Source organism: Kitasatospora purpeofusca (genome assembly GCF_034043715.1).
Lineage (GTDB): Bacteria > Actinomycetota > Actinomycetes > Streptomycetales > Streptomycetaceae > Kitasatospora > Kitasatospora purpeofusca_A.
In genome coordinates, this window is sequence record NZ_JAXCLC010000040.1 from 40,351 (window position 1) to 63,691 (window position 23,341).

The window sequence follows — 23,341 nt, forward strand, 5'->3', positions numbered from 1 at the left end:
GATGACGATCGAACGGGTCGTGGTGGCGGACGGCGCGGCCGGGCCGTACGGGGTGGCGGTCGGGGCCGACGGCGGGGTGTGGTTCACCCTGGTGCACGCCGGGGAGATCGGGCGGCTGGCGGCGGACGGGACGGTGACCCGCCACCCGCTCGACTCGCCGGACTGCGGCCCCGCGGTGATCGCGGCGGGGCCGGACGGCGCCCTCTGGTTCACCCGGATGCGGGACCACCGGATCGGCCGGATCACGGTCGACGGCGAGGCGGTGTCCTTCGCGCTGCCCACCGCGGACTGCGGGCCGTACGGCCTGGCGGTCGGACCGGACGGCGCGCTGTGGTTCACCGAGATGAACGCCGACCGGATCGGGCGGATCACGGTGGACGGCGAGGTCACCGAGTACCCGCTGCCGGTCGCCGGCGGCTTCCCCTCGATGATCGCCGCCGGGTCGGACGGCGCGCTCTGGTTCACCCTCAACCAGGGCAACGCGATCGGCCGGATCACGGTGGACGGCGAGACCGCCCGGTACCCGCTGCCGACCGAGGGCGCCGCCCCGGTCGGCATCACGGCGGGCCCCGACGGCGCGCTCTGGTTCGTCGAGATCGGCGCCGGCCAGGTGGGCCGGATCACCGTGGACGGCGAGGTGACGGAGTTCCCGCTGCCGGACCGCGAGGCCCGCCCGCACGCCGTCACCGCGGGCCCGGACGGCCGGCTCTGGTTCACCGAGTGGGCCGCCGGCCGGATCGGCTCCCTCACGCCCGACGGCGCCTACACCGGGTACGAGCTGGACGGCGACTCCGGGCCGGACGGCGCGGGCGTGGCCTCCGAACCGCACGGCATCGCCGTCACCCCGGACGGCACCGTGCACGTCGCCCTGGAGCTCGGCGCGATCGCCCGGCTCACCGCCTAGGGGACGGGACCCCGGCCGGTCGGGAGCCGGTCAGGAGCCGGTCAGGAGAGCCGGTCAGGAGCCGGTGGGGAGGTCGGTGGCGAGGGCGCAGAGGGCGGCGCGGTCCGGGTGACCCGTCTTGGCGAGGAGGCTGGCCAGGTGCTTCTCCACCGTGCGCGGTGAGATGGAGAGCTTGCGGGCCAGCTCCTGGTTGCCCGGGCGGTCGGCGAGCAGGACGAGCACCTCGTACTCGCGGACCGTCACCCCGCAGGTCCGCAGTCCGGCCGGGACGGCGTCGCGACCGCCGCGGTGCTGGGCGACGCTGGCGCCGGCCCGGCGCAGCAGGGTCCGGCAGGCGGCGGCGACCGGCTGGACCTCCAACTGGTGGAAGTACTCCTCGGCGGTGCGCAGCCAGGCCACCGGGTCGCCCCAGCCGTCGGCGAGCGCGGCCTCGGCGGCGAGCCGCAGCGCGAGGTGGTGGGCGAGCGGGAAGGACGCGGCGCCCGGGCCGGCCTCGGCGACCGCGCGGGCGGCCTCGGCGGGGCGGCCCTCGCGGCCCAGCAGCACCGCGTCCGCGAACCGCAGGAACTGGCGGTTCCAGGCCAGTTCGGCGGCGGGCACGGCGGCGGCCCGGTCGAGCGCGGAGCGGTCCCAGCGGCCCTCGACCACCTCCAGCAGCGGGTGCAGGCCGTGTCGGCCCGCCAGGTAGAACACGCTGGGGTGTGCCTCCTCCCAGGCCAGCCCGGCGGCGAGTTCGGCGCGGGCGCCGGGGCGGTCCTCGGCCAGCAGGGCGCCGACCGCCCGGCACAGCCCGTAGCGCAGCGGCGTCAGGAAGGACTCCTCGCCGCCGGCCTGCCGGAACCGGGCGAGTTCGCGCTCCATCTCCCGGGTGCGGCCGAGGTGCGCGGCGAGGGTGGCCGAGGAGAGCAGCAGGTAGCGGTGGGCGGCGAGGTTGCGCAGCCGGGCGGTGGCGTCGAGGCAGCGGTCGACGATGGTGCGGGCGGTGTGCCACTCGCCGCGCATCACGGCGTTCATCGCGAGCAGTCCGTCGAGGGTCTGGGTGAGGACGATCGCGCCGAGCCCGGCGGCGGCCTCCCGGGCGCGTTCCAGTCGGGTGCCGTCGCCGGTGCGCATGAAGGCGTTGGCGCCGAGCCGGAGCATCGCCTCGACCCGCCAGACGGGCAGGGCGTTGGCCTCGGCGACGGCCAGCATGCGTTCCAGGCAGGCGTCGGCGGCGTCGAAGCCCTGTTCGCGGGCGAGCAGGGCGAGCAGTTGCCAGGCCTGGCAGGCGACCACCGGGAGGCCGGCGTGCTCGGCCACTTCGGCGGCGCGGCGGGCGCGTCGTTCGGCCTCCGCGAGGCGGGCCGCGGTCGGTGCGGCGGGTCCGGCGGGTCCGGCGGGCGCGGTGGCCTCCTGGCTGTCGCCGCTGTCGCCCCCGCCGTCGGCCTGGTCCGGGGTGTGCTGCGGGGCGTGGTCCGGCAGCAGGGCGAGGTGGCCCTCGACCACCGCCAGCGCGGCATCCTGCTCGGGGCGCGGCCGGCCCGCGGTGAGCGCCCGCGCGGCGGCCACCTGGGCCACCGCGTCCGGGCCGCGTTCGGCCATCACGGCCGCCCAGGCGAGCCGGGTGTGCAGCTCGACCCGGCGTTCCACGGCCGGGCTGGGGAGCGGCCCCCGCCCTTCACCGGGGCCGGTCGCGGCGGTCGCGGACTGCGGGACCGGCGGCAGGGTGCGGACCAGCTCGAACGCCCGGTCCAGCTGCCCGGACTCGGCCAGCGCCGGGAGCAGCCGCTCGGTGACGCAGGCCCGTTCGGCGTCCGCGGCGAGTTCGTGCGCGCGTTCCAGCAGGACCACGGCGGAGCCGGCCGCCCCGGCCTCCAGCACCCGTCGGCCGGCCTCCGCGAAGTGCACGGCCGCACCCGCCCTGTCGCCGCTCACCAGGAGCAGGGAGGCGACCAACTGGCGTCGCTCGTCGGCGAGTCCGGGATCGGCGCGGACGATGGCGCGGGCCGCCCGGCGGGCCAGCGCGGCCCGTTCGGCGGGGGCGAGGGCGGCCGTCAGGGCGTCGGCGGTCAGCGCGTGCCGGAAGGCGTAGCGGTCGGGCGCGGAACCGTCCGGCACGATCACATTGGCCTCGGAGGCCGAGCGGAGGTGGCTGAAGAGGGTCCGGTCGTCGTAGCCGGTGATCAGCTGGACGGTGGTCACCGAGAACCGGCTGCCCAGGGTGGCCGCCGTCAGCAGCAGCTCCCGCACCTGGGGGTCGAGTTGGTCGATCCGGTGGCCCCAGCTGCGGACGATGGTGCTCGGCACGCCGGGCCGGGAGCCGTCGGCCAGCAGCCAGCGGCCGTCCTCGGTGCGCCGCAGCGCGCCCCGGTCCAGCAGGTCGGCGAGGAGTTCCTCGACGAGGTACGGGCAGCCGTCGCCGCGTTCGACGAGGTGCTCCACCAGGGACGCCGGGAGTCCGCCGGTCCCGTCCTCCAGGATGGCGGCGGCCAGCGCGGCCACCTCGGCGGGCGGCAGCGGCGGGAGTTCGGCGACGGTCGCGGCGCGGCGGCGCTCGGCGGCCCGTACCAGCTCCAGGGCCGGGCCCGGTTCGGCCCGCAGGGTCGCGAGCAGCAGGACCGGGAGGCCCGCGAGGTTGTCGACCAGGTACTCCAGGACGGCGACGGTCTCGGCGTCGGTGTCGTGGAGGTCCTCCAGCAGCAGGACGCAGCCCTGGTCGCGGCCGAGTACCGCGAGCAGCCGGAGCAGCGCCTCGGCCAGTTCGACGACCGTCTCCGGGTAGGCGCCCGCGCCGGCCGCCGGCGCGGCGTCCCGCCACTCGGGGACGAGCCGGGCGAGCGCGGGGCGGTAGGGGGCGAGTTCGGGGTCGGTCGGGGGACCGGCGGCCCGGAACCGGGAGGACAGTGCCTCGATCAACGGGCGGAAGGGCGTCACCGTGCCGGTCGAACTGCCGCGCCCGCGCAGTACCGGCAGGCCCAGCCCGTACGCGTGGTAGGCGCATTCCCCGGCCAGCCGGGACTTGCCGATGCCGGCCTCGCCGAGCAGGAAGACCGCCCCGCCGGCCCGTTGCCGGGCAGCGGCCAGCGCGCCGCCGAGCATCGCGAGCTCCGCGGCGCGGCCGACGGTGATCGACGACGTGGTGCGCACCATGGGCGCAGGCTACTTGACGGGGATTCTGTTATGAAGTGCGGTGGATCGGTCACGAAGCAGACACCGTGTCAGCACCGGGTGGTTGCGGTACGACCACAATCGGAGTGCCGGGCCCTCGCCGGTCGACGGGTCGGGGTGCGCTCGCGGGGGCGGGGCGGGGCGGGGTCCGCCGCCGAGGGGCTGCCCGGTCCTCGGCGGCGGACGGTCCGGCCGGTCCTGGCCGGGGTGGTGCACAGGGTCGGGCTGTTCCCGAAGGGTGGTAGCGGGTCAGAAGGGCCGGTGGGTCATCAGAAGGGGGTGGTCATGGTCGGGAACTCGACGATCGGGGGGATGGCCCCACCCGTACCGGCGAGCAGGTGGGAACGCAGGCCCAGGCCGCCGCCCGCGCGCAGGCGGATCTCGCCGGCCGGGTGGTCGGCCGTCTCGCCGGGGCGGACGGCGGGTTGCGGCAGGGTGAGCCGCTCGTCGTGGTTGTGCATGATTCGGTGCTCCGTTCGTGGTGGTGATGGATGGTTCGGGAAGGAGGACGTCGTGCGGGCGGCGCCGGTTCGGTCGGGGTGGCCGGGGGCCCGGGCGGCCCGCCGGGGCGGTCAGCGGAGCGCGACCGGGCTGGGCGGCCCGCCGACGACGCGGAGGGAAGCGGCGGTGGCCTGGGCGGCCGGGGGGTCGGGGAGGGCGGTGTCGAAGGGCCGCGCCGTCCGGTGGGCCGCCGGGGCGGGGCCGTTCGCCGCCGGGGCGGGGTGGGTCGTGGCCGGGGCGCCGGGGCGGAGCAGCAGGGCCGACGGCACCTGCTCGGGGAAGCCGAGGCGGAGCAGTCCGTGGCCGATCCCGGCCAGACCGGTGAGCAGTCCGGGGTGCGGGACGTGGTCGGGCGTGCCGGACCGCGCGCCGTCCTGGTCGACGGCGGCCAGCAGGGCGCCGGCCCGCCGGACCCACGGGGTGCGGCCGGCGGCGGGCCCGTGCCGGCCGAGCAGCTCCAGCACCCCCAGCTCGCCGTGGCACAGGCTGTGGTCGCCGAGCGCGGTGGCACGGGCGGTGTTCCGGGCGGCCCGCTGGGCCCAGGCGGCGAGTTCCCGGTCGGCGAGCGCGAGCGGACTGTCGAGGACGGCGAGCGCGATCCCGGGACGGCCCCGGCACCAGGAGCCCTCCCGGGACCGGACGGCGGTGGCCGCGCGCAGGGCGGCCAGACCGGCCCGGTGGTGCGGGCCCTCGGGGGGCTCGCCGGTGGCCTCGGCGTAGCGCAGCAGTGCCCAGCCGACGCCGGCCGAACCGTGGGCGAAGCCGGCCGTGGCGGGGAGGGGGTGGGCGGTGAGCCGCTCGGCGCAGCGGGCCGCGGCGGCCTGCGCGTCGGTGGCGGCCGGTGCCTCGGCGGCGGCCCTGATTTCAGCGGCGGTCCGGACGTCGGCGCGGGTGGCGGCTCCAGTGGGTAGGTCGGCCCGGTGGCCGGCTCCGGCGTGGACGGCTCCGGACTGGACGGCCCCGGCGTGGACGGCGAGCAGGGCCGCGAGCCCGCCCGCGGTGCCGCTGTGCACGCCCGGGTCGGCCTCGCCCTCGGCCGCGGCGGCCGTGAGCGCCACCGCGGTCCCGGCCCACGCGGCGATCGGCGGATCGTCCAGGAGCCGGGCGAGTTCGGCGAGCGCGTAGGTGATGCCGCCGAGGCCGGCGAAGGCGCCGGAGCCGACGGCGGCCGGGTGGCCGGGGTGGGCGCCGAGGGCGTCGAGCAGGGCGGGGACGGGCGCGAGGGCCCGGCGGGCGGCCTCGGCGTAGCGGTCGGTGCCGGTGAGCGCGGCGAGCTGGGCGAGGAACAGCGCGGTGCCGGTGTACCCGCCGGCGAGGTCCGCGCCGAGCGGCCGGACCCGCCAGTGGCGGTCGGCGAGCAGTTCGAGCCCGAGCCAGTTGGTGCGGGACCGGCCCTGGTAGGCGGCGGCGACGAGCTGGTCACCGAGCCCCCGGGCGGCGGCCAGCAGCCGTTCGGGCTCGGGCGCGGTGGCCCAGACGTTTTCCGGCACCGGGCGCCCGGGCCGGTGCGCGGGGGTGTCGGCGGCGCCGGCCATGGCGGCGCGCACGATCCACTCCTGGTCCTTGCGGTCGACCGCGCCGAGCGCGGCGAGCTTGGCCTCGACCCGGGCCAGCCCCGGTTCGGCCAGTTCCCCGGGCAGCCGTCGGCCGCCGGAGGTCCACAGGTCGCGGCTGCCGGGCCGGGTGGTGAAGAGCGGCACGTCGCCCGTCCACAGGTCGGCGATCTCGTGCTCCGCCAGCCCGGGACGGCCGGGGTCGTCGACCGCGTCGGTGCGCAGCAGCTCGAGCACGGCCTGCCGGGCGCCCGCCTCGCGCAGCACGTCGGGGTGGGTGGACTCGTCCAGCAGCCGGGCGTAGACCCGGGTCGCCCGGGGGACCACCCTGACCTCGGCGTCCGCGAAGGAGCGCAGCAGCCCGCGCGGGCCGGTGAGGTCGTCGCGGCCGGCGGCGAGCGCCGCGTACCCGGCGCGGAAGCCGGCCACCAGGGCCTCGGTGTGCTCGGCGGGCTCGACCTGCGCGCCGCCGAGCGTCGGCCGGTTGTGCGCGGCGCCGAACGGGCGCGGGCGGCGCACCAGCCGCATCTCGTCGGTGCCGGCGCCGGCCCAGTCCACGCCGTCGACCGGGGAGAGCCGCCGTCCGGTGCCGCCGCCGCCGATGCCGGAGACGTCCGCGGCGCCGTCGTCGCCGATCAGCAGCTGCGGCAGCAGGCCGACGCGGTGGACGGACTCGGCGAGCGCGCGGGCCGCCGGGTCCTCGTCGGGGGCGTCGGTACCGAGGGCCGTGCCGGTATCGAGGGCCGTGCCGGTATCGGAGGCGGGGCGGGTGTCGGGGGCGGGGCGGGGCTCGCCCGCCGGCGGATGGAACAGCGTCTCGACGTCCACCAGGACCGGATGGTCCCCACAGGCGATCAGGTTCTCGAAGTGGGTGTCGGTGCCGTCCAGGACGTGCAGCAGCGCGAGCAGCGCGCCCTGCCGCCGGTAGAACCGCTCGACGTCGTAGCGGGTCAGGCAGGGCCGGGCCTCGGCGTACTCGGTCCAGCCGTGGGTGCCCCGGTCGAGCAGGCCGAGCGCGTGCAGCCGGGGCACGCCGGGCTGGGCGCCGTACCAGCCGAGCAGGGCGTTGAAGTGCCGGTGCGCGGCGGGCGGCCGGGGGCGGTGGACGACGGCGGTGCCGTTGGCGAAGTGCAGCACGGCGACGGCCCGGCCGCGCCGGTGGCGGTCGCCGGCGTCGGCGGTGACGGCCAGCAGCGTGCCCGGGTCGCGGCCCCGCAGCAGCCCGGCGACCAGCGGCGCCCGGTCGACGGCGAAGCGGTCCAGGAGTTCGGCGTGGGCGTCGGCGGCGTCCAGGCAGGCGCGGGCGAGCAGCCGGGCCAGGACGGGGTAGTCGCGCAGCAGCGCGGCCAGGCCCTCGCGGCGGGCGGTGAGCGCGAGGAAGGACCGGAAGCGCTCCTGCGGGGTGCCGCCGGCCAGCCGCCCGGCCGCCCGGGCCGTGTCGAGTTCCAGGACCAGGGTGCGGGCGGCGATCCGGGCCAGCCGTTCGGTGAGCCGCGCCGTGAACTCGGCGCGCAGCGCGGGCAGGTCGATCCGGCCCAGCTGGTCGGCCGCCCGCGCGGCGGGGCCGAGCGCGGTCAGCAGCCGGACCTGCGCACGGTCGGCGAAGGGCTGGAGGACGAGCGCGAAGCCGCTCAGGCCCGGGTAGGCGGCGCGCGGCACGACCGGGCGGACGGGCGCGGCGGCCACCGCGGCCTCGGTGAACGCGGCCCAGTCCGGGCGGGTGGCCGGCGCGGGCCGGCCAGGGGTCAGTCCCCGCTCCCACCACGACGGGCCGCCGGCACGGGGGGACCGGAGACGAGCGTGGTGGGAACGGGAAGTCGGGGAGGGGTGGAGCGGGTCCGGGTCGGGCGCCGCCGTCTCCGTCGTCCCCGCCGCTTCCGCTGTCGGGGCGGGTGCGGCGGGTGGAGCGGGTGCGGCGGGTGGAGCGGGTCGTGCGGGTGCGGCGGGTGGTGCGGGGAAGTCGCCGGGCATCGGAGTGTGCGGGAACGGTATGGCCGAGGGAATTGCCGGTGCGACCGGGCCCTGAACCGGTCCGGCGCCCCCGTCGGGGCGCGTTTTGCGCACGGCGTTCACCTCAGCCACCACCGCACCTCCGATGCCGGGAGAGAGCCGCGCTGCCGTCGAAGGCGCTGCCCTCGTTGCTGATCCTGTCGTTGGGGCGGTTGCCGGGGCATGGGGGACGTGCCCCCATCTTTGTGCCGCTCGGCCCGCACGATCCGCCGGACCCCCGCCGATGGAGGGGGGCGTTCCCGGTGGCCGGGCCCGGTCCGGCGCAGGCCCGGACCGGGACCCGACCGGGGCCCGGGCGGCCGTCAGCGGCGGGCAAGGAGCAGTTGGGTGGCCGTGGCGGGGCGGCCGTTCATGGTGTGCACCGGGAGTTCCCGCGCGTCCACCTGGTCGAACCCGGCGAACAGCCCGTCCAGCCAGTCCCGGGTGTGGTGGCGGCAGACCGCCCCGTCACCGGTCTCGAACACGCCGAACCGGCCGAAGCGCGCCTCGAACCGCCGGTAGCGCTCCTGGTTCCGCTCGTCCGGCTGGAGGACGTAGTCGCTGATGTGCAGCAGCCCGCCCGGGCGCAGGACCCGGTGCAGCTCGGCGACCAGGGCACGCTGGGCTTCGTCGTCGGGCACGCAGGTGAGCACGGCGAACAGGAACGCCGCGTCGTAGCTGCCGTCCGGCCGGTCGAGCCGGGGCGGGTCGGCCAGCACGGTGAAGCGGGCGGCGGGCTGTTCGGCGAGGGCCCGGGCGATCAGCTCGGGGGCGACGTCCACGCCCTCGATGTCACGGAAGCCCAGGCCGAGCAGGTCGCCCGCGAGCCGGCCGTAGCCGCAGCCGTAGTCGAGCAGGGCGGCCCCCGGGTCGGTCCGGGCGGCCCAGGCGGGGTTGAGCGGATGCCCGAAGATCTTGGTGGTCCCGGTGGAATTCCAGTACGCGGACTGGTCGTCAGGTGCCGACATGGCCCGATGATGGCACGCCCCGGGTGACGATGGTGCGCCGGGGGTGCGTGGGGCGCGTGTTCGGCGCGGTACGCGGGGCGGCGCGGCGGGGCGGCCCGCTCGCACCGCGCCCGGGCACCGGTTCCGCCGCCTTCCCGCCCCTCGGCCCCGGCGGCGCCGGCCGGTACCGACCCTGACGTACCATCACCGATCCACCGCCGTAGCCTTGCCGAGGAACTCCGGGCCCGGATACCAATCAGCCCACCGGGGAGCGCCCCCGGTCCTGTCGAGAGGAACGTCCGATGACCGCCACCGCCTCGCCGAGCGAAGTCCTGCACCAGTTCGTCCAGTTGATGGGCAAGGGGCCCGACCTGGCGGTGGTCGACCTGGTCACCACCGACGCCGCCTTCGAACTGCCCTACCTGACGCCCGGGGTGCCGCAGCAGCAGCCGGGCCGGGCGGCCTTCCTGGCCCACCTCCAGCGGGGGGCCGCGATACAGCGCTTCGACGCGGTCGACCACATAGCGGTGTACGGCACGACCGATCCCGAACTCGCCGTCGCCGAGTACCGGTTGCACGGCGAGGTGCTGGCCACGGGGAAGCGCTACACCCTCGACTCGGTGATGTTCGCCCGCGTCCGGGGCGGCCTGATCACCTGGTCCCGTGTGTACACCAACCCCCTGGACGGCGCGGTCGCCTTCGGCGCCGTCGAGCGGCTGCTCGGCGCGCTCCGCCCGGCGGAGTAGGACGCACTCGCGAGGCCGACCGCTGCCCAGGGCCGCCCCGAGGCCGGCCGTCCGGTGCTCGCCCCGGGGCCGGACGGGCGGGGGTCGATCGGGCCGAGCGCGGGACTCCCGGCGGGACCATCGGCCCTCGCCCCGCGCGGCTCGACGGGTGACGATCGCTCGCATGAACGCCGATCGTGAAGCTTCGCCCGTGCACCTCGAGCCGCCCGGCGCGCGGCGGCCGGGGGATGCCGCGCCGGAGTCCCGCCTCGACGCGGCCCGCTCGCTGGAACTGCTACGCCGTGCCGGAGTGGGCCGAGTGGTCTACACGGTCGGCGCCCTGCCGGCCGTTCTCCCGGTCCGGTTCCGGCTGGACCCGCTCGGCGGCGTGCTGCTCTCCACGGCGCCAGGCTCCGAACTGGCCCGCGCCGTCGACGGCGCCGTGATCGCCTTCGAGGCGGACGAGGTGGACGGCGCCGACGGCACCGGCTGGTGCGTCACCCTCCTCGGCCGGGCGGAGGTCCGCCGCCCGTCTCCGGCGCCCGGCGCCCGCGCGGAGATCCGCATCGCCCCCGAACTGGTGGTCGGCCGTCGCCTGGCCCCCGACACGGTCTGAGGGCCCGGCCGGGGGCGTGTCCAGCGTTCGGAGCAGTCGGCCTCCCGGTCCGCTCGCGCGGGGACGGGTCCCGGTGGACGATCGCCGCATGACAGCCATGCGTACACGAAGTGCCTGCCTCGCGGTCTCGGCCGCCCTCTCCGTCCTGGCCCTGGCCCCGGCGGCCTCGGCGGCGGTCCCCGGCGCCGCCTCCGCGCCCGCGGCCCGGTTGGCCGCCTGCAACGAGGTCGGCACCCGGCAACCGGGCGACATGCTGATGCAGGTGCGCGTCGTCGCCGGGAACAGGACCGAGGCGAGCTATCCCGGCTACACGATCACCAGGATCGAGGGCTACACCCTCCTCGGCGGCCCGATGTGCATCACCGTCACCGCCGGCGGCCCCGGCACGGACCACGTGTCCGTGACCACGGCCGCCGCCGTCGGCACGGTCAAGATCTTCGCCAAGCCCGTCCGCACCTGAGGCCGCGCCCGGCGTCGTACCCGGTGCCGCGCCCGGTGCCGCCCCGGTGCCCCGCCGCGCTCGGTGAGGGCTCAGCTCCCCAGCGGGGCCTCCCACACCAGGCGGGTGCCGCCGCCCTCGGCGGGCCGGAGGTCGAAGGTGCCGCCCGCGCGTTCGGCGCGTTCGGCGAGGTTGGGGAGCCCGCTGCGGCGTCCGGCGGCCGGGACGTCCACGCCGTCGTCCGTCACCGTGAGCGTCACCGTGCCGCCGGACGCGTGGCCGCGCGGCTGCCGTCCGCCCGTCCGTGCCGACCTCCGCCGGTGCCCGTCAGCGTCTCCTCCGCGCCGCCCAGCGGCGTCCTCCTCGTGTGCTCGTGCTGCTGGCTCGTGCGGTCGTACTGCTGGTCCGGATCCGCCCGAGGCAGTCCGCGCGCCGGTCGGCAACCGCCCCCGCGCCCCCGGCGATGATCCAGGCCCTAAGACCCGGCGGGCAGGGCCTTGTGGCCCCTGGCCGGTGATCGGGCCCGCAGACCAGGGTGGGGAGGGTGCCGACGGCGCGTCAGCGCAGATCGAGGGCGCGCGGTCGACAGGCACCCGGCACCCGGAAGCGCCACCCGGAAGTGCCACCCGACGGTGCGCCCCGCACCGCGGACCCGCAGCGGAAGGAACACTCATGACGCCCGCAGTCCTGGCCGGAGTCGACGGCTCGCCCGAGAGCACCGTCGCCGCTCACTGGGCGGCCGGGGAGGCGCTGCGGAGGGGAGCCCCGCTGCGGTTGCTGCACGCCTGGCCGTGGCTGACCGACGGGCGCGCCTCGTTCGCCGATCCGGAGGATCTGCCGGTGGCCGCCCAGCGGATGCTGGCCGCCGTGGCGGAGGAGGTCGGCGCACGGCACCCGGGCCTCACCGTGCGGACCGATGTGGTGCTCGACGCCGCCGTGGACGGCCTGGTCGCGGCCACCGAGACCGCCGAGACCGCCGAGGCCACCGAGGCTACCGAGGGCGCCGGTCTGCTCGTTCTCGGCTCGCGCGGACTGGGCGGGTTCAAGGGGTTGCTGGTCGGCTCGGTGAGCATGGCGGTCGCCGGCCGCGCGGCCGTCCCGGTCGTGGTGGTCCGGCAGCCGGGGCCGGAGACCGGCACGGAGAGCGCCCGAAAGAGCGCCGGGAACAGTGCCGGGGAGAGCGCCGCCGGGGCCGTGCCCGAGGTGGTGGTCGGCGTCGACGCGGGCGCGCCGAGCGACACGGTGCTCGACTTCGCCTTCCGCGAGGCCGAGCTGCGCGGCGCCCGGCTCCGCGCCGTCCACGGCTGGAACCTCCCGCCGGCCTTCGCCGTGGTCGGTTTCCTGCCGTCCGCTGTCGAGACGGCCCAGCTCCAGGCGGCCGAGGAGAAGGCTTTGGCCGCCGCCCTGGCCGGCCACCGCGCCCGGCACCCGCACACCGAGGTCGTCGAACAGGCCCGCCTGGGAGCGGCCCGCACCCTCGTCGAGGACACCGCCGACGCCGCACTGCTGGTGGTCGGCCGCCGACGCCGCCCCCATGACCTCGCTCCCCGCCTCGGCCGCGTCGCCCACGCCGTCCTCCACCACGCCCGCCCCCCGATCACCGTCGTCCCCCACCCCTGACCTCCCTGGCCTCGATACGGGCCCCGGTACGGCCGCCTTCGGTCATCGGGCCGCGCGCTCGCGTCGCTCGAGCCACTCGAGGTACCACGTCCCGAAACCGTGCCGGTTCCCCCGCGTCGACGGCCGGTTCGAAGGGCGGGTTGCGCGCGCGGTCCCGGTGGCGGAGCTCGCCGCCGTATCGGGCCTCCACTTCGACGATTTCGCCGGGAGCGAGGACGGCTCGAAGGCCGGGGGCGGGGACGGAGGTAGCGCCTGCCGCCGACAGTCCGGGGGCCCCGGGCCGGGGAAGCGGGCCGTTGGACCCTTCCGGCCGGGGCGGGCGCGGGGCACGCTCAGGGGTACCGGGGAGTGCGGCCGGTGCGGCCGGGACCCCGGGGGTTTCGAGGCCAGGAGACGATCACCATGACCCAGCCAGCTCTCACTCCGGCCGACCTGCGGATGCTCGCCGCAGCCGGTGGCGCGGCGCCGTCGCTGCACAACAGCCAGCCGTGGCGCTTCCGGCCGGCCCCGAACGGCCAGGGCGTCGAGGTGTACGCCGACCAGGGCCGGGCCGTCCCGCTCGCCGATGCCAGTGGCGCCGCCCTGCACATCGCGGCGGGCGCGGCGCTGTTCAATCTGCGGGTCGCGGCCGCTCGGCTCGGTCGTGCGGCCGTCGTCCGGCTGCTGCCCGGTCCGGCGGACCCGCGGCTGCTCGCCGTCCTGGAGCTGTCCGGGCCCGCCGGGCCCGCCGAGGTGGGCGGTGTCGACGGTGGCGGCGGTGGCGGCTATGTCGGGCCGTTCGGCAGGGATCTCTACCCCGCGATCGCCGAGCGCCACTCCAGCCGGCGGCCGTTCACCGATCAGGACGTTCCGGAGGCGGTCGTCACCGAGTTGGTCGCCGCCGCGGGGGAGGAGGGTGCGGCGCTCGTCGTCCTGGGGGAGGCGGGGGTGCGGCGGGTGCAGGCGGTCACCACGGAGGCCGAGGACCGGATCGCCCACGACCCCGCATGGCAGGCCGAGACCCGCGCCTGGCTCCGGCCGGACGCCGGGACCGCCGGGGTCACCGGGACCGCCGGGGTCACCGGGGTCACCGGGGATGCCGGGAACGACAAGGCCGCACCCGCCGCCGTCGACGGCCTGCCGTACGGGGCCCTCGGCCCACAGGACCACGACGCCCGGCTGCCGATGCGCGAGTACGAGGGCCGGCCGCCGCACCACGAGGGGCCGGCCCGACCGTCCGAACGGTTCGAGGCGCTGCCCCGGCTCTGCACGCTGAGCACCCCGGGGGACGGCCCTGCGGACTGGCTGCGGGCGGGGCAGGCGCTGGAGCGCGTCTGGCTGCTGGCCACCGTGCACGGACTGCGGCTGACGATGTGGCACCAGCCGGTGGAGTTGCCCGACCTGCGCTGGCGCCTGCGCGACCCGGCCGACGGGCCCCGCCACGTCCAACTGGTGCTGCGGATGGGCTACGGTCCGGCCGGTGCGGACACCCCGCGCCGACCGGTCGAGGACGTACTGGACCTGTCGGCACGCCCCGGGCCGCCACCGGCGTAGCCGGACGGGACCGGGGTGTGCCGGGGCCGGGCCGGGGCGTGCTGGGGCAGCCGGACGGTCAGGATTTCAGGTCGGCGAGTTCCTTGATGTCCTGGTAGTCCAGGCCCATGGAGTTGTACAGCCGCACCTGCTCCTCGTTCATGGCGCCGTCCCGGGTCAGCTCCTTGACCTGGGCGTCGGTGAGCGGTGCGGCCGGTCCGCCCGTGCCGCCCGGTCCGCCCGTGCCGCCGGCGGCGAGTTCGCCGAAGAGGCCCATGATGTCATCGGTGGCCAGTTCGGTGGCGCCGGCGGGCGCCTGGACGGCCGGGGTGTCGTGGCCGAACGCGATCCGGAGCGGCAGCGGTGTGCCGGGCCCGGCCTTCTCCGCCAGCTGGGCCAGGTCGAAGGTCACGGCGGACAGCGCGCCGCCGTCGAGGTAGACGTCCAGCGCCAGCGGGCGGTCCGGCACGTTGGACGGGGCTGACCTGGGCAGCTTGCCGAGGTTCGGGATGTCCTTGGCGAGCGGTTCGACGGCTTTCAGCAGGTCGTCCGTCAGCTTGCGGGCCGGGGCGGTGACGGTGATCCGGTCCTTGCCGTCCTGCTTGCCCTTGTCCTCGAAGGACAGGTCGCGGGTGAGGATGCCTTTCAGCGAGGCGTTCAGGCTCTCCGCGGCCTTCGGGTCCAGGGTCGGTGCGGGGGTCGCGGCCCCGCCCGTCGCGCCGGTGGTGCCCGTGCCTTCGAGGGCCTTCGCGTCGAAGCTGACCCACTGGCCCTTGAGCGCGTTCCCCAGCGCGCCGGGCAGGCCCTCGGCCAGCCCCTCGACCTCGGCGGCGTCCTCACCGACGAGCTGAGCGAGGCCGGTGAGGTCGCCCCGCGCGTAGGCCTTGCCGCCGACCTGGCGGAGCTCCAGCAGCGGTGCGCCGCCCTTGCCGGTGAGCGTGTAGGAGGCCGAGACCGACGGGCCGGCGGCCGGTGCGGCGCCGTTGCCGGAACCGGCGCCCTTGGTCGGCCGGATGTCCTTGAGCGGCTTGTCCGCGCTGAAGGCGACGGACAGGCCCACGCCGGCCAGCGCGGCTGCGCCGGCCTTGTCGATCTCCTCGCCGGTGGCCGCGCCGAACGCCTCGATCTGCGTGGGGGTGGCGTCGACCGACAGCTTGGCGCTGAAGGACTTGCCGCTGCCGAAGGTCTCGAAGGCCTTCGACACCTTGTCGGCCGCGTTGAGCTGCTGGACGGTCCCGCACGCGGCGAGGCCGCCGGCGAGGACGGCGCCGCAGGCGGCGGTGGCCAGGGCGGTGCGGGCGGTCCGGCGTATCACGGTACTGATGGGAGGACTCCTCGGTGCGGGGCAGGGCTGCCGGTCCTACGACCGCCACCACGCTCAGCGAACGGTGCGACGGCGTGACCGCGTGACCGCGCGACGGCGCGACAGTACGACGACGCGACGACGCGACGACGCGACAGCACGACGGTGCGACGGCTTGACGCGGTGACACAGGAAAGCACGGACTCCCTGGTCAGGGCATCCGAATTCCCGGCGGCCCCCGGAAGGGCGGTCCACAAACTACCGGGCCCGACCGACTATCCGTCGGCCGGGCCCGGCGTCCCCCGCCGGGTGGGCCGCCGACCCTCGACGCGAGCGGCCCACCCGGGGGGTCCGAGGAGGCCGGACGGGGGGCCGGGCCTCCTCGGAGTTCAGCTGCGGCGGCCGCCGGGTGGGCGGACCTCCGCCTTGACCCGCAGGTCGGGGCTGTTGCGGAAGGTCAGGGTGAACTCCACCCACTGGCCGACCTTGAGCGCGGGCGGATTTATGATCATCAGATCGGCATCCTCCGGGGACATGGCCAGCTCGCCCCGCTCGGGGACCTCCAGGGCCGTGACCGGCGCCCAGCTACCCGCCGCGCCCTGGTGCAGGTGCCGTTTCAGGGTCACCTTGCCGCCGAACTCCCAGCTGGCGCCGGTGAGTTCGTCCGGAACATCGCCCGGGTTGCGGACGGTGAAGAAGGCCGCGGTGGACGGGACCCCGCCCACCGAGGGCAGGAGCAGCCAGCCCGGCCCGGCCTCGACCGGGCGCGCGGTGCCCGCACCGCCGACCGCCGTCCAGCCGGACAGCAGCGCCAACGCCACCACGGCGGCCCCGATCGGCGGTCCGGCCACTTTCAGCCGCTCGACCGTCCGGCTCCCGACCGTCCGGCCCCCGCCTGTCCGGCTCCCGACCGTCCGGTTCCCGCCTGTCCGGCCCCCGGCCGCGGACCGTCCGCTCACCACGCCGCACCCGCCGAGCGCCGCGCCCGGGCCGCCGGCCGCGGGACCCGACCGCCCCCGCGTTCGTCCGCGCCGCCCCGCCCCGGGCGCCAGGTCCGCAGCCGCAGGCTGTTGCCCACCACCAGCAGCGAACTCAGCGACATCGCCACCGCCGCCAGCATCGGGTTCAGCAGCCCCACCGCCGCCAGCGGAATCAGCACCACGTTGTAGCCGAACGCCCACACCAGATTGGACCGGATCGTCGCCAGGGTGCGCCGGGCCAGCCGCACGGCATCCACCACCGCCTCGATGTCCCCGCGCACCAGGGTCAGTCCGGCCGCGCCGATCGCCGCGTCACTGCCCGAGGCGAGCGCCACCCCCAGGTCCGCCGAGGCCAGCGCCACCGCGTCGTTGACCCCGTCGCCGACCACCGCCACGGTCCGGCCGGCGGCCCTCAGCTCTGCCACCACCTCCGCCTTGCGCTCCGGGGAGGCCGAGGAGTGCACCCGCTCGATGCCCAGCTCCTCCGCGACCGCGCGCGCCGCCCCCGGGCCGTCACCGGTCAGCAGCACCGGCTCCAGGCCCATGCCGCGCAGCCGGTGCAGGGCACGCCAACTGCCAGAGCGCAGGGTGTCGCCGACCGCCAGCACCGCCACCGGAAGGCCGTCCAGTTCCACCACCACCGGCGTGCGGCCCGCCGCCGAGGCGTCCGCGAGCGCCGCCGTCAGCTCGGCGGGCAGCGGCCCCGCGGCCTCGTCCGGGCGGACCACCCGCACCAGGATCCCCTCCACCTCGCCGGACACCCCGACCCCGGTGGTGGCCGCGAACCCGGCCACCACCGGAAGGGGGTCGGAGCCGCACCGGGCTCGGGCCGCCCCCACGACGGCCCGCCCGACAGGGTGCTCCGAACGGTGCTCGACGGCTCCCGCGAGCCGCAGCACCCGCTCCTCGTCCACCCCCACGCCCGCGCCGGCGGCCACGGCCACCGCCGCGAGCTCCATCCGACCGGTGGTCAGGGTGCCGGTCTTGTCCAGCACCACGGTGTCGACCCGGCGCAGGCTCTCCAGCACCTCCGGGCCGCGGACCAGGACGCCCAGCTCGGCGCCCCGCCCGGTCGCCGCCAGCAGGGCGGTCGGCGTGGCCAGGCCCAGCGCGCACGGGCAGGCCACCACCAGCACGGCGACCGCCGCCGTCACCGCCGCCTGCGGGTCGGCGCCCGCGCCCAGCCAGAAGCCGAGCACGCACACCGCCACCGTCAGCACACAGGGCACGAACACCCCGGCGACGGTGTCCGCCAGCCGCTGCGCCCGCGCCTTGCCGGCCTGGGCGTCCGCCACCAGCGCGGTGATCCGGGCGAGCTGGGTGTCCGCGCCGACCGCCGTCGCCCGCACCACCAGCGCCCCGCCGACGTTCACCGTGGCGCCCGCCACCCGGTCGCCCGGCCCGACCTCCACCGGCACCGACTCGCCGGTCAGCAGGCTCAGGTCGAGCGCCGAGCCGCCCTCCACCACCAGGCCGTCGGTGGCCACCCGCTCACCCGGACGGACCACGAACTCCTGCCCCGGCAGCAGCTGTTCGATCGGCAGCAGCCGTTCCTCGCCGGTCCGCGGATCGCGCACGCACACCTGCTTGGCGCCCAGCTCGGCCAGTGCCCGCAGCGCGGAACCGCTGCGCCGCCGCACCCTGCCCTCCAGCAGGCGCCCGGCCAGCACGAACAGCGGCACGCCGACGGCCGCCTCCAGATAGACGTGCGCGGTGCCGCCGCCGTCCGCGGTCAGCGAGAACGGCATCCGCATGCCGATCTCGCCGGCCCCGCCGAACAGCAGCGCGTACGCGGACCAGGCGAAGGAGGCGACCACACCGAGGCTCACCAGGGTGTCCATGGTCGCCGCCGCGTGCCGAAGGCCCCGCAGGGCCCGGCGGTGGAAGCCGGCCGAGCCCCAGCTCACCACCGGCAGCGCCAGCCCGAAGCAGGCCCACTGCCAGCCCGGGAACTGCGCGGACGGCACCATCGACAGCACCAGCACGGGCACCGCCAGCAGCGCCGTCACCAGCAGCCGCCACCGCTCCCCGGCCTCCTCCGCCGCCGGGCCGCCGGGCGGCACGCCCACCGGCGCCAACTCGGCGGTGTAGCCGGCCCGTTCGACCGCCGCGACCAGCTCCTCCAGGCCCACCCCGGCCGGGTGCAGCACCCGGGCCCGCCCGGTGGCGAGGTTCACCCCGGCGCTCACGCCCTCGATCCGGGCCAGCCGCTTCTCCACCCGGCTCACACAGGCCGCGCAGGTCATCCCGCCGACCGCCAGGTCGGTGGACACCGGCGCGTCGGACTCCGCGGCCGCCCTCACCGGGCCGCCCCCATGTCGTGACCCATCGCGGGTTTCCCGCCGCCTCCGCCACCGGGCGTCAGCCCGGGCGTCACCGGCCCCGCGCCGCGCCCCACCGCGAACGCCACGACGAACACCACTACCAGCAGCAGGGCGAACCCCGCGAGCACACTCAACGGCCGGGCACCCGGCGACATCCCACTCACGCCCCACCAGTCGTGCCCCCACCCCGCCGGGTTCCCGCCCACCCCGAATGACCCGGATCACATCCCCCGCCCGGCCCAGCGCCGGCCCAGCGCCCGGGGCCGCCGAGGCGGCCGTGGACCGTGCGACAGAGTGACCGTTCGCCGGTAGGAGCACCAGTCATATGCGGTTGTCAGTAAGGCTGTAGATCAGATTTGAAATCGAGCGATGTCGAGCGATGATGTCCGGGTGACAGCTCTCGGCAGGGTAGTGGCATGGGTTGGGGCGGTCGTCGGATCACTGGCGGCGGCTGCTCTCGTGGTCGTCGCGGTGGCGGTAGACCTGGACACGGCGGATCGAGTGGCCTCCGTCATTGGAGCTCTGGCCGGGATCGCAGCACTGGGAGTGTCGGTCCAGGCGTTGCGGCGCTCGACCGAGCCGCCGCCCGTGGGTGCGCCGGGCACTTCGCCGACCGTGGTCGTCACGCGTGATCGGTCGGTGAACGCGGGTCGAAACCTCACCGCCGACGTGGACACCGGTGACCGGTACGTCGTCGCGCCGGGCCAGCCGATCCACCAGGGGCGGCGCGATCGGAACGAGCGACCGAAGCCCGTGGTGCCGGGCTCCTTCACCGTCGACGAGTCCCGGTCGATCTCCGCCGGTCGTGACATCTCAGGCGTCTTCCGTACTGGTGACACGTTCGAGTCTCCTCCCGGCGGTTCGGAGAGCTCCGGAAACGGTGGTGGCGCGTGACGCGTCCGCCTGGATCGGACGGTAAGCGACCGAGACCCCTGCGGCCCACGAAGCGGCCTTCGGCGGACGCCGACTCCGTCAGGGTCGACATCGAGCGGTCGGTCTCTGCCGGTCGCGACCAGAACGGCATCTTCATCACCGGCGACCATGTGAACTTCACCGAGACCCACGTCCATGTGTCGCCCGGGGAGTCCGGTCAACGGGAGCCGTTCGGTGGGGCCTCGGGCCGGGAACCGGGAACCGGGATCCCGCGGCCGCGGTCCGCTTCGGGACAGCGCCCCGCCGCCGATGTCGGCGGGGAGGAGGACGACGACCACATCGAGCGGGAGTCGAAGCCCTCGGGCGGGGGAAATGGCGGCGCGGGCTTCGGAATTGTCGCCTTCCTGTTCGTTCTGGGGGTGATCGTCTCCCAGTTGCAGGGCGGCGGCTCATCGGCGGTCGGCCCGATCGAGGCGATGGCCGTGCTGAACGACCTCGAGTCGGCGCGAGCGGTGGCTTTCTCGGCGGATGGCGCCGCACTGGTGGTGACCGGGGACAGCGGAATCACGCGAAGTTGGGACACTGCCACGCGAAGGGCGACCATGCTGTTGCCCGATGCGGCACCGGGCGGTGGTGGTCGCGCGGTGCTCAGCTCCGACGGACGGACCCTTGCCACCAGTACGATGAACAAGATCCGGTTGACCGAGGTCGCGACCGGTACCACCGTCGCCCAGATCACCGTGGGGAACATTCTGGAGTCGGTGTCCCTGATGGTCTTCAGCCCGGACGGTCGGAGCCTGGCCACAGCGGGATCCGGGGACCGGGTGCGAGGCTGGGAGGTCGCGACGGGGAAGCAGACCTTCACGGTCGGCCGTGGCGTGACTGCCTCTGCGGTGGCCTTCAGCCCCGACGGAACACTGCTGGCCATTGCCGGAGGCTCGGGTGGTGATCGGGGGCTTCGGCTCTGGAACCTCACGACCGGCACGCCTGTTTCCGGTCTCGCGCTGGAGAGCGACGGCTACTCCGGCCGGTACGCGGTGGCCTTCAGCCCGGACGGACGGACCCTGGCGGTCACCGCCGGCAACAAGGTGCGCTTCATGGATGTTGCTCTGGGCCAGCTCACGCCGGTCACGTTGAGTGTTCGTGGCGGTGACATCACCGATCTGGCATTCACCCCGGACGGCCGGGTGCTCGCCACGGCGAGCACCGAGGCGGCCACGCTTCTGTGGGACGTTGCTGGTGGGAGGACGTTCGCGACGCTGACGGGTTACGAAGGCCCGGTCCGTGATGTGGTCTTCAGCTCCGACGGGCGCTGGTTGGCAACGGCTGGGTCCGACCGTACTGCCCGTCTCTGGTCGGTTCCCTGTGCGACGCCTGGTGTGTCAGCCACGGGGTCGTCGTCCGCAGCCCCGGTACCGCCGGTGCCCTGCCGGCCCGCGCCGACAGGGCGGAACGACCGCGGCGCGTAGCGACGGCGGTGCGGCCTCCCGACGTTCGGAGGGCGCACCGCCGCAGGCCGCGCTACGGCAGCGGGATCCGGACGACCTGCGGGTCGTGGTCGCTCAGCTGGGTGGCGAACTCGCTGTTGAGGTGGACGATGTCGTAGCTGTACGAGCGGGCCGCGAGGGCGGGGGAGATCAGGATGTGGTCGAGGACCTGGGAGTTGCCCTCGTAGACGTAGGTGTACCGCTCGGTGAGGGGGAGGGTGCGGGGCAGGTCGACCAGGGAGCCGCCGGCGGTGAGGAGGTCGGCGGTCTGGGAGAACTCGAAGTCGTTGAGGTCGCCGAGGACGATCACCGCGGCGTTCGGGTCGACGGCGAGGATCTGGTCGGTGAATGACTTGACCACCGTGGCCTGCTCGTGGCGCTGGGTCTCGGAGGGGCGGGCCGGGGGCTGGTAGCGGCCGAAGAGGGGCTGGTCGCCGCCCTTGGAGTTGAAGTGGTTGGCGATCACGAACACCGGGCGGCCGTTCCAGCGGAACTCGCCCGCGAGCGGCTTGCGGCTGGCGTTGAAGGCCGTGTTGGTCGGGTCTATCCGGCCGGGGGAGTAGGCGAGGGCGGGGACGCCGCCGTTGTTGACCACGGAGTCGGCGGTGGTGGAGCCGGCGCCCGGGCGGTCGGTGAAGCTCAGGCCCCGGTCGGTGCGGTAGAGGAACACCTGGCGGATGTTGCCGCCCGGCTGGCCGCCGTCCTGGTCGTTGACCGGGTCGAGCTGGCGGTAGGAGTAGGCCGGGCCGCCGGCCGAGGTGATCGCGGCGGTGAGCCTGGCCAGGGTCTGGTCGGCGGCGACCACGCCGTTGTCGGTGGCGCCGGAGTTGTCCTGGATCTCCTCCAGGGCGACCAGGTCGGGCGAGCGCAGGTTGGTGACGACGGCGGCGGCGAGGCCGTCGAACTTGCTCTGCGGGTCGCCGGGCGCGAGGTTCTCGACGTTGAAGGTCGCCGTGGACAGCTCGCCGGCGGCCGGTGCGGCGGTGGTCTCCGGGGCGAGGCCGCCGGGGAGGACGGCCGGGGTGGCGGTGACGAGCAGCTTGAAGTTGCCGAAGGAGTAGTCCAGCACGCCGACGGTGGCGCCGGAGAGGGTGTCGCCGACGTTGGCGGCCGGGGTCGGCGCGAGCACGTCGTCCAGCAGGACCCGCTCGGGGTTGCCGTCCGCGGCCTGCAGCAGGATGCCGCCGCGGGCGCTCCTGGTGGCGGAGCCCTGCGGGACGACCGGGATCTCGCCGAAGGACGTGCTCGGCCCGACCACGGCGGCGTTGTTCAGCTGGACCCGCATGCCCTCCAGCGACTCCCAGAAGTCCAGTCCGTCGGTGGCCGGTTGGAAGCCGCCGGCGGTCTCGGCATCGCCCGTGGTGACACTGGAGATCACGGCGGCGGGCGGGACCCGGCCGCCGGCGCCGACCAGGGTGGCGGCGGGCAGTGCCGCGTTGTGGGCGAGCACGGTGGTGGTGGGCGCGGTGAGTTCGGTGACGGTGAGGTTGGTGGCGCCGCCGGTGCCGCCGGGGCGGTACTCGCTGACGGTGCCGCCGACCTGGACGGAGTCGCCGACGGCCACGCCGGGGGCGCTCGCCGTGTAGACGTAGACCGCCTCGCTGGTCGCCGGGTCGGTGTCGGGCTGCGGGTCCTGGAGCCAGTAGCCGCTCGGGCCGGCCGCGGTGACGATCCCGGGGACGCCGGTGACCGGCCGGCCGGCCAGCGGGGAGGTCCGGGCGGCGCCCTGGAGGTCGTGGATCCGGGTGCCGCCCGTTCCGCCGCCGCCCGAGGCGGAGTTGCGCGGGGTGGGGGCGGTGGCGGCGAAGTCGGCCGCGTTGTCGTCGGTGTCGGTGGCGCCGCCGCCGGCCCGGACCGCCGCGGTGGTGTTGGCGAGGTTCCCGGTGGGCGAGCCCTCGGCGGAGGAGGCGGTCGTGCCGTAGCCGACGAAGTCCTTGACCCCGGGCTGGCCGGCGCAACCGGTGGCGCAGGTCAGCGCGGTGGAGTTGGTGACCAGCGCGACCTTCCCGGCGTTGGCGCCCATCGCGATCGTGCCCGTCGCGTCCGGCGTCGGCAGGGCGGCGCCGGAACCGGCCCCGGCGGCCTCCTGCACCAGGAAGTACCTGCCGGGGGCGACGGTGCCCGACAGGGTGGTCCTCGACCAGGAGGACCCGGCCGCCGAGGCGTACTGGACGGTCCAGCCGGTCACGCTGACCGGAGTGGTGCCCCGGTTGTACAGCTCGACGAAGTCATTGGTGTACGGCGCGCCGGAGTTGCCGCCACCGCCGTACACCTGGCTTATGACGAGGTCCGGGGACACGGCCTGCGCGGTGCCGGCGGGCAGCGCGACGAGCGCTCCGACGACGGTGGCGGCCGATGCCACCGCCAGCGCGCGGAGCCGGACTCGATCGGTTCGCCGCATGGGCGTCCTCCTGACGGGCG

At 76.1% G+C, this 23,341-nt stretch carries 18 protein-coding genes; 8 read left to right on the forward strand and 10 right to left on the reverse strand.

Features of this window, described 5'->3' with window-relative positions; all coding sequences use genetic code 11:
* Nucleotide 1: 1 nt before the first annotated feature.
* On the forward strand, nt 2-904 hold the full coding sequence (locus SM793_RS21105; protein ID WP_320439794.1) for a virginiamycin B lyase: 903 nt from the start codon (nt 2-4) through the stop codon (nt 902-904).
* 54 nt (nt 905-958) lie between these two features.
* Here SM793_RS21105 and SM793_RS21110 read toward each other — a convergent pair whose 3' ends face one another.
* From SM793_RS21110 to SM793_RS21125, 4 genes are all read right to left on the reverse strand, one after another.
* Nucleotides 959-4,030 carry a helix-turn-helix transcriptional regulator gene (locus SM793_RS21110; protein ID WP_320439824.1) on the reverse strand — a complete coding sequence of 1,024 codons (3,072 nt, stop codon included), beginning with the start codon at nt 4,028-4,030 and terminating at the stop codon, nt 959-961.
* A gap of 290 nt (nt 4,031-4,320) precedes the next feature.
* Entirely contained in the window at nt 4,321-4,512 is a 192-nt protein-coding gene (locus SM793_RS21115) for a hypothetical protein (protein WP_320439795.1), read from the reverse strand.
* 111 nt (nt 4,513-4,623) lie between these two features.
* On the reverse strand, nt 4,624-7,791 hold the full coding sequence (locus tag SM793_RS21120) for a type 2 lanthipeptide synthetase LanM family protein (RefSeq protein WP_320439796.1): 3,168 nt from the start codon (nt 7,789-7,791) through the stop codon (nt 4,624-4,626).
* 626 nt (nt 7,792-8,417) lie between these two features.
* Complete coding sequence (locus tag SM793_RS21125; protein WP_320439797.1) at nt 8,418-9,062, reverse strand: class I SAM-dependent methyltransferase; 645 nt, start codon at nt 9,060-9,062, stop codon at nt 8,418-8,420.
* 281 nt (nt 9,063-9,343) lie between these two features.
* On the opposite strand from SM793_RS21125, the gene SM793_RS21130 reads away from it, so the two are divergent.
* From SM793_RS21130 to SM793_RS21140, 3 genes are all read left to right on the forward strand, one after another.
* A complete protein-coding gene (locus SM793_RS21130; RefSeq protein ID WP_320439798.1) occupies nt 9,344-9,787 on the forward strand; it encodes a nuclear transport factor 2 family protein in 444 nt (147 codons plus the stop codon).
* A gap of 163 nt (nt 9,788-9,950) precedes the next feature.
* On the forward strand, nt 9,951-10,382 hold the full coding sequence (locus tag SM793_RS21135) for a pyridoxamine 5'-phosphate oxidase family protein (protein ID WP_320439799.1): 432 nt from the start codon (nt 9,951-9,953) through the stop codon (nt 10,380-10,382).
* Between the two features lie 97 nt (nt 10,383-10,479).
* On the forward strand, nt 10,480-10,842 hold the full coding sequence (locus tag SM793_RS21140) for a hypothetical protein (RefSeq protein ID WP_320439800.1): 363 nt from the start codon (nt 10,480-10,482) through the stop codon (nt 10,840-10,842).
* A gap of 71 nt (nt 10,843-10,913) precedes the next feature.
* Here the strand turns inward: SM793_RS21140 and SM793_RS21145 are convergent, their stop codons facing one another.
* On the reverse strand, nt 10,914-11,069 hold the full coding sequence (locus tag SM793_RS21145) for a hypothetical protein (RefSeq protein WP_413816005.1): 156 nt from the start codon (nt 11,067-11,069) through the stop codon (nt 10,914-10,916).
* Nucleotides 11,070-11,493: 424 nt separating this feature from the next.
* Here SM793_RS21145 and SM793_RS21150 point away from each other — a divergent pair, with 424 nt between their 5' ends.
* Complete coding sequence (locus SM793_RS21150) at nt 11,494-12,441, forward strand: universal stress protein (protein ID WP_320439801.1); 948 nt, start codon at nt 11,494-11,496, stop codon at nt 12,439-12,441.
* Between the two features lie 402 nt (nt 12,442-12,843).
* On the forward strand, nt 12,844-13,974 hold the full coding sequence (locus SM793_RS21155; RefSeq protein ID WP_320439802.1) for a hypothetical protein: 1,131 nt from the start codon (nt 12,844-12,846) through the stop codon (nt 13,972-13,974).
* Nucleotides 13,975-14,032: 58 nt separating this feature from the next.
* Here the strand turns inward: SM793_RS21155 and SM793_RS21160 are convergent, their stop codons facing one another.
* The 4 genes from SM793_RS21160 to SM793_RS21175 form a co-directional block, all read right to left on the reverse strand.
* Nucleotides 14,033-15,268: a hypothetical protein gene (locus tag SM793_RS21160; RefSeq protein ID WP_320439803.1), complete on the reverse strand. Its 1,236-nt coding sequence runs from the start codon at nt 15,266-15,268 to the stop codon at nt 14,033-14,035.
* A gap of 377 nt (nt 15,269-15,645) precedes the next feature.
* Nucleotides 15,646-16,107: a copper chaperone PCu(A)C gene (locus tag SM793_RS21165; RefSeq protein ID WP_320439804.1), complete on the reverse strand. Its 462-nt coding sequence runs from the start codon at nt 16,105-16,107 to the stop codon at nt 15,646-15,648.
* A gap of 104 nt (nt 16,108-16,211) precedes the next feature.
* Entirely contained in the window at nt 16,212-18,509 is a 2,298-nt protein-coding gene (locus SM793_RS21170) for a heavy metal translocating P-type ATPase (RefSeq protein ID WP_413816006.1), read from the reverse strand.
* Between the two features lie 26 nt (nt 18,510-18,535).
* The gene (locus tag SM793_RS21175; protein ID WP_320439828.1) at nt 18,536-18,694 is read right to left on the reverse strand and encodes a hypothetical protein; all 159 of its coding nucleotides are present in this window, start codon (nt 18,692-18,694) and stop codon (nt 18,536-18,538) included.
* Between the two features lie 235 nt (nt 18,695-18,929).
* Here SM793_RS21175 and SM793_RS21180 point away from each other — a divergent pair, with 235 nt between their 5' ends.
* Both SM793_RS21180 and SM793_RS21185 read left to right on the forward strand, forming a co-directional pair.
* Nucleotides 18,930-19,454, forward strand: a complete 525-nt coding sequence (locus SM793_RS21180; RefSeq protein WP_320439805.1) for a hypothetical protein — start codon at nt 18,930-18,932, stop codon at nt 19,452-19,454.
* Entirely contained in the window at nt 19,451-20,902 is a 1,452-nt protein-coding gene (locus SM793_RS21185; RefSeq protein WP_320439806.1) for a WD40 repeat domain-containing protein, read from the forward strand. The genes SM793_RS21180 and SM793_RS21185 overlap by 4 nt, the downstream gene beginning before the upstream one ends.
* A gap of 52 nt (nt 20,903-20,954) precedes the next feature.
* Here SM793_RS21185 and SM793_RS21190 read toward each other — a convergent pair whose 3' ends face one another.
* Nucleotides 20,955-23,321 (reverse strand): lamin tail domain-containing protein, encoded by a 2,367-nt coding sequence (locus SM793_RS21190; protein ID WP_320439807.1) that lies wholly within the window; start codon nt 23,319-23,321, stop codon nt 20,955-20,957.
* Between the last annotated feature and the right edge of the window lie 20 nt (nt 23,322-23,341).

Excerpts from the sequence above, each read along its gene's own strand:
- SM793_RS21180 (WP_320439805.1), top strand. The coding sequence starts at position 18,930 with ATGTCGAGCGATGATGTCCGGGTGACAGCTCTCGGCAGGGTAGTGGCA.
- SM793_RS21130 (WP_320439798.1), top strand. The coding sequence starts at position 9,344 with ATGACCGCCACCGCCTCGCCGAGCGAAGTCCTGCACCAGTTCGTCCAG.
- SM793_RS21115 (WP_320439795.1), bottom strand. The coding sequence starts at position 4,512 with ATGCACAACCACGACGAGCGGCTCACCCTGCCGCAACCCGCCGTCCGC.
- SM793_RS21125 (WP_320439797.1), bottom strand. The coding sequence starts at position 9,062 with ATGTCGGCACCTGACGACCAGTCCGCGTACTGGAATTCCACCGGGACC.
- SM793_RS21105 (WP_320439794.1), top strand. The coding sequence starts at position 2 with ATGACGATCGAACGGGTCGTGGTGGCGGACGGCGCGGCCGGGCCGTAC.
- SM793_RS21150 (WP_320439801.1), top strand. The coding sequence starts at position 11,494 with ATGACGCCCGCAGTCCTGGCCGGAGTCGACGGCTCGCCCGAGAGCACC.
- SM793_RS21135 (WP_320439799.1), top strand. The coding sequence starts at position 9,951 with ATGAACGCCGATCGTGAAGCTTCGCCCGTGCACCTCGAGCCGCCCGGC.
- SM793_RS21140 (WP_320439800.1), top strand. The coding sequence starts at position 10,480 with ATGCGTACACGAAGTGCCTGCCTCGCGGTCTCGGCCGCCCTCTCCGTC.
- SM793_RS21155 (WP_320439802.1), top strand. The coding sequence starts at position 12,844 with ATGACCCAGCCAGCTCTCACTCCGGCCGACCTGCGGATGCTCGCCGCA.
- SM793_RS21190 (WP_320439807.1), bottom strand. The coding sequence starts at position 23,321 with ATGCGGCGAACCGATCGAGTCCGGCTCCGCGCGCTGGCGGTGGCATCG.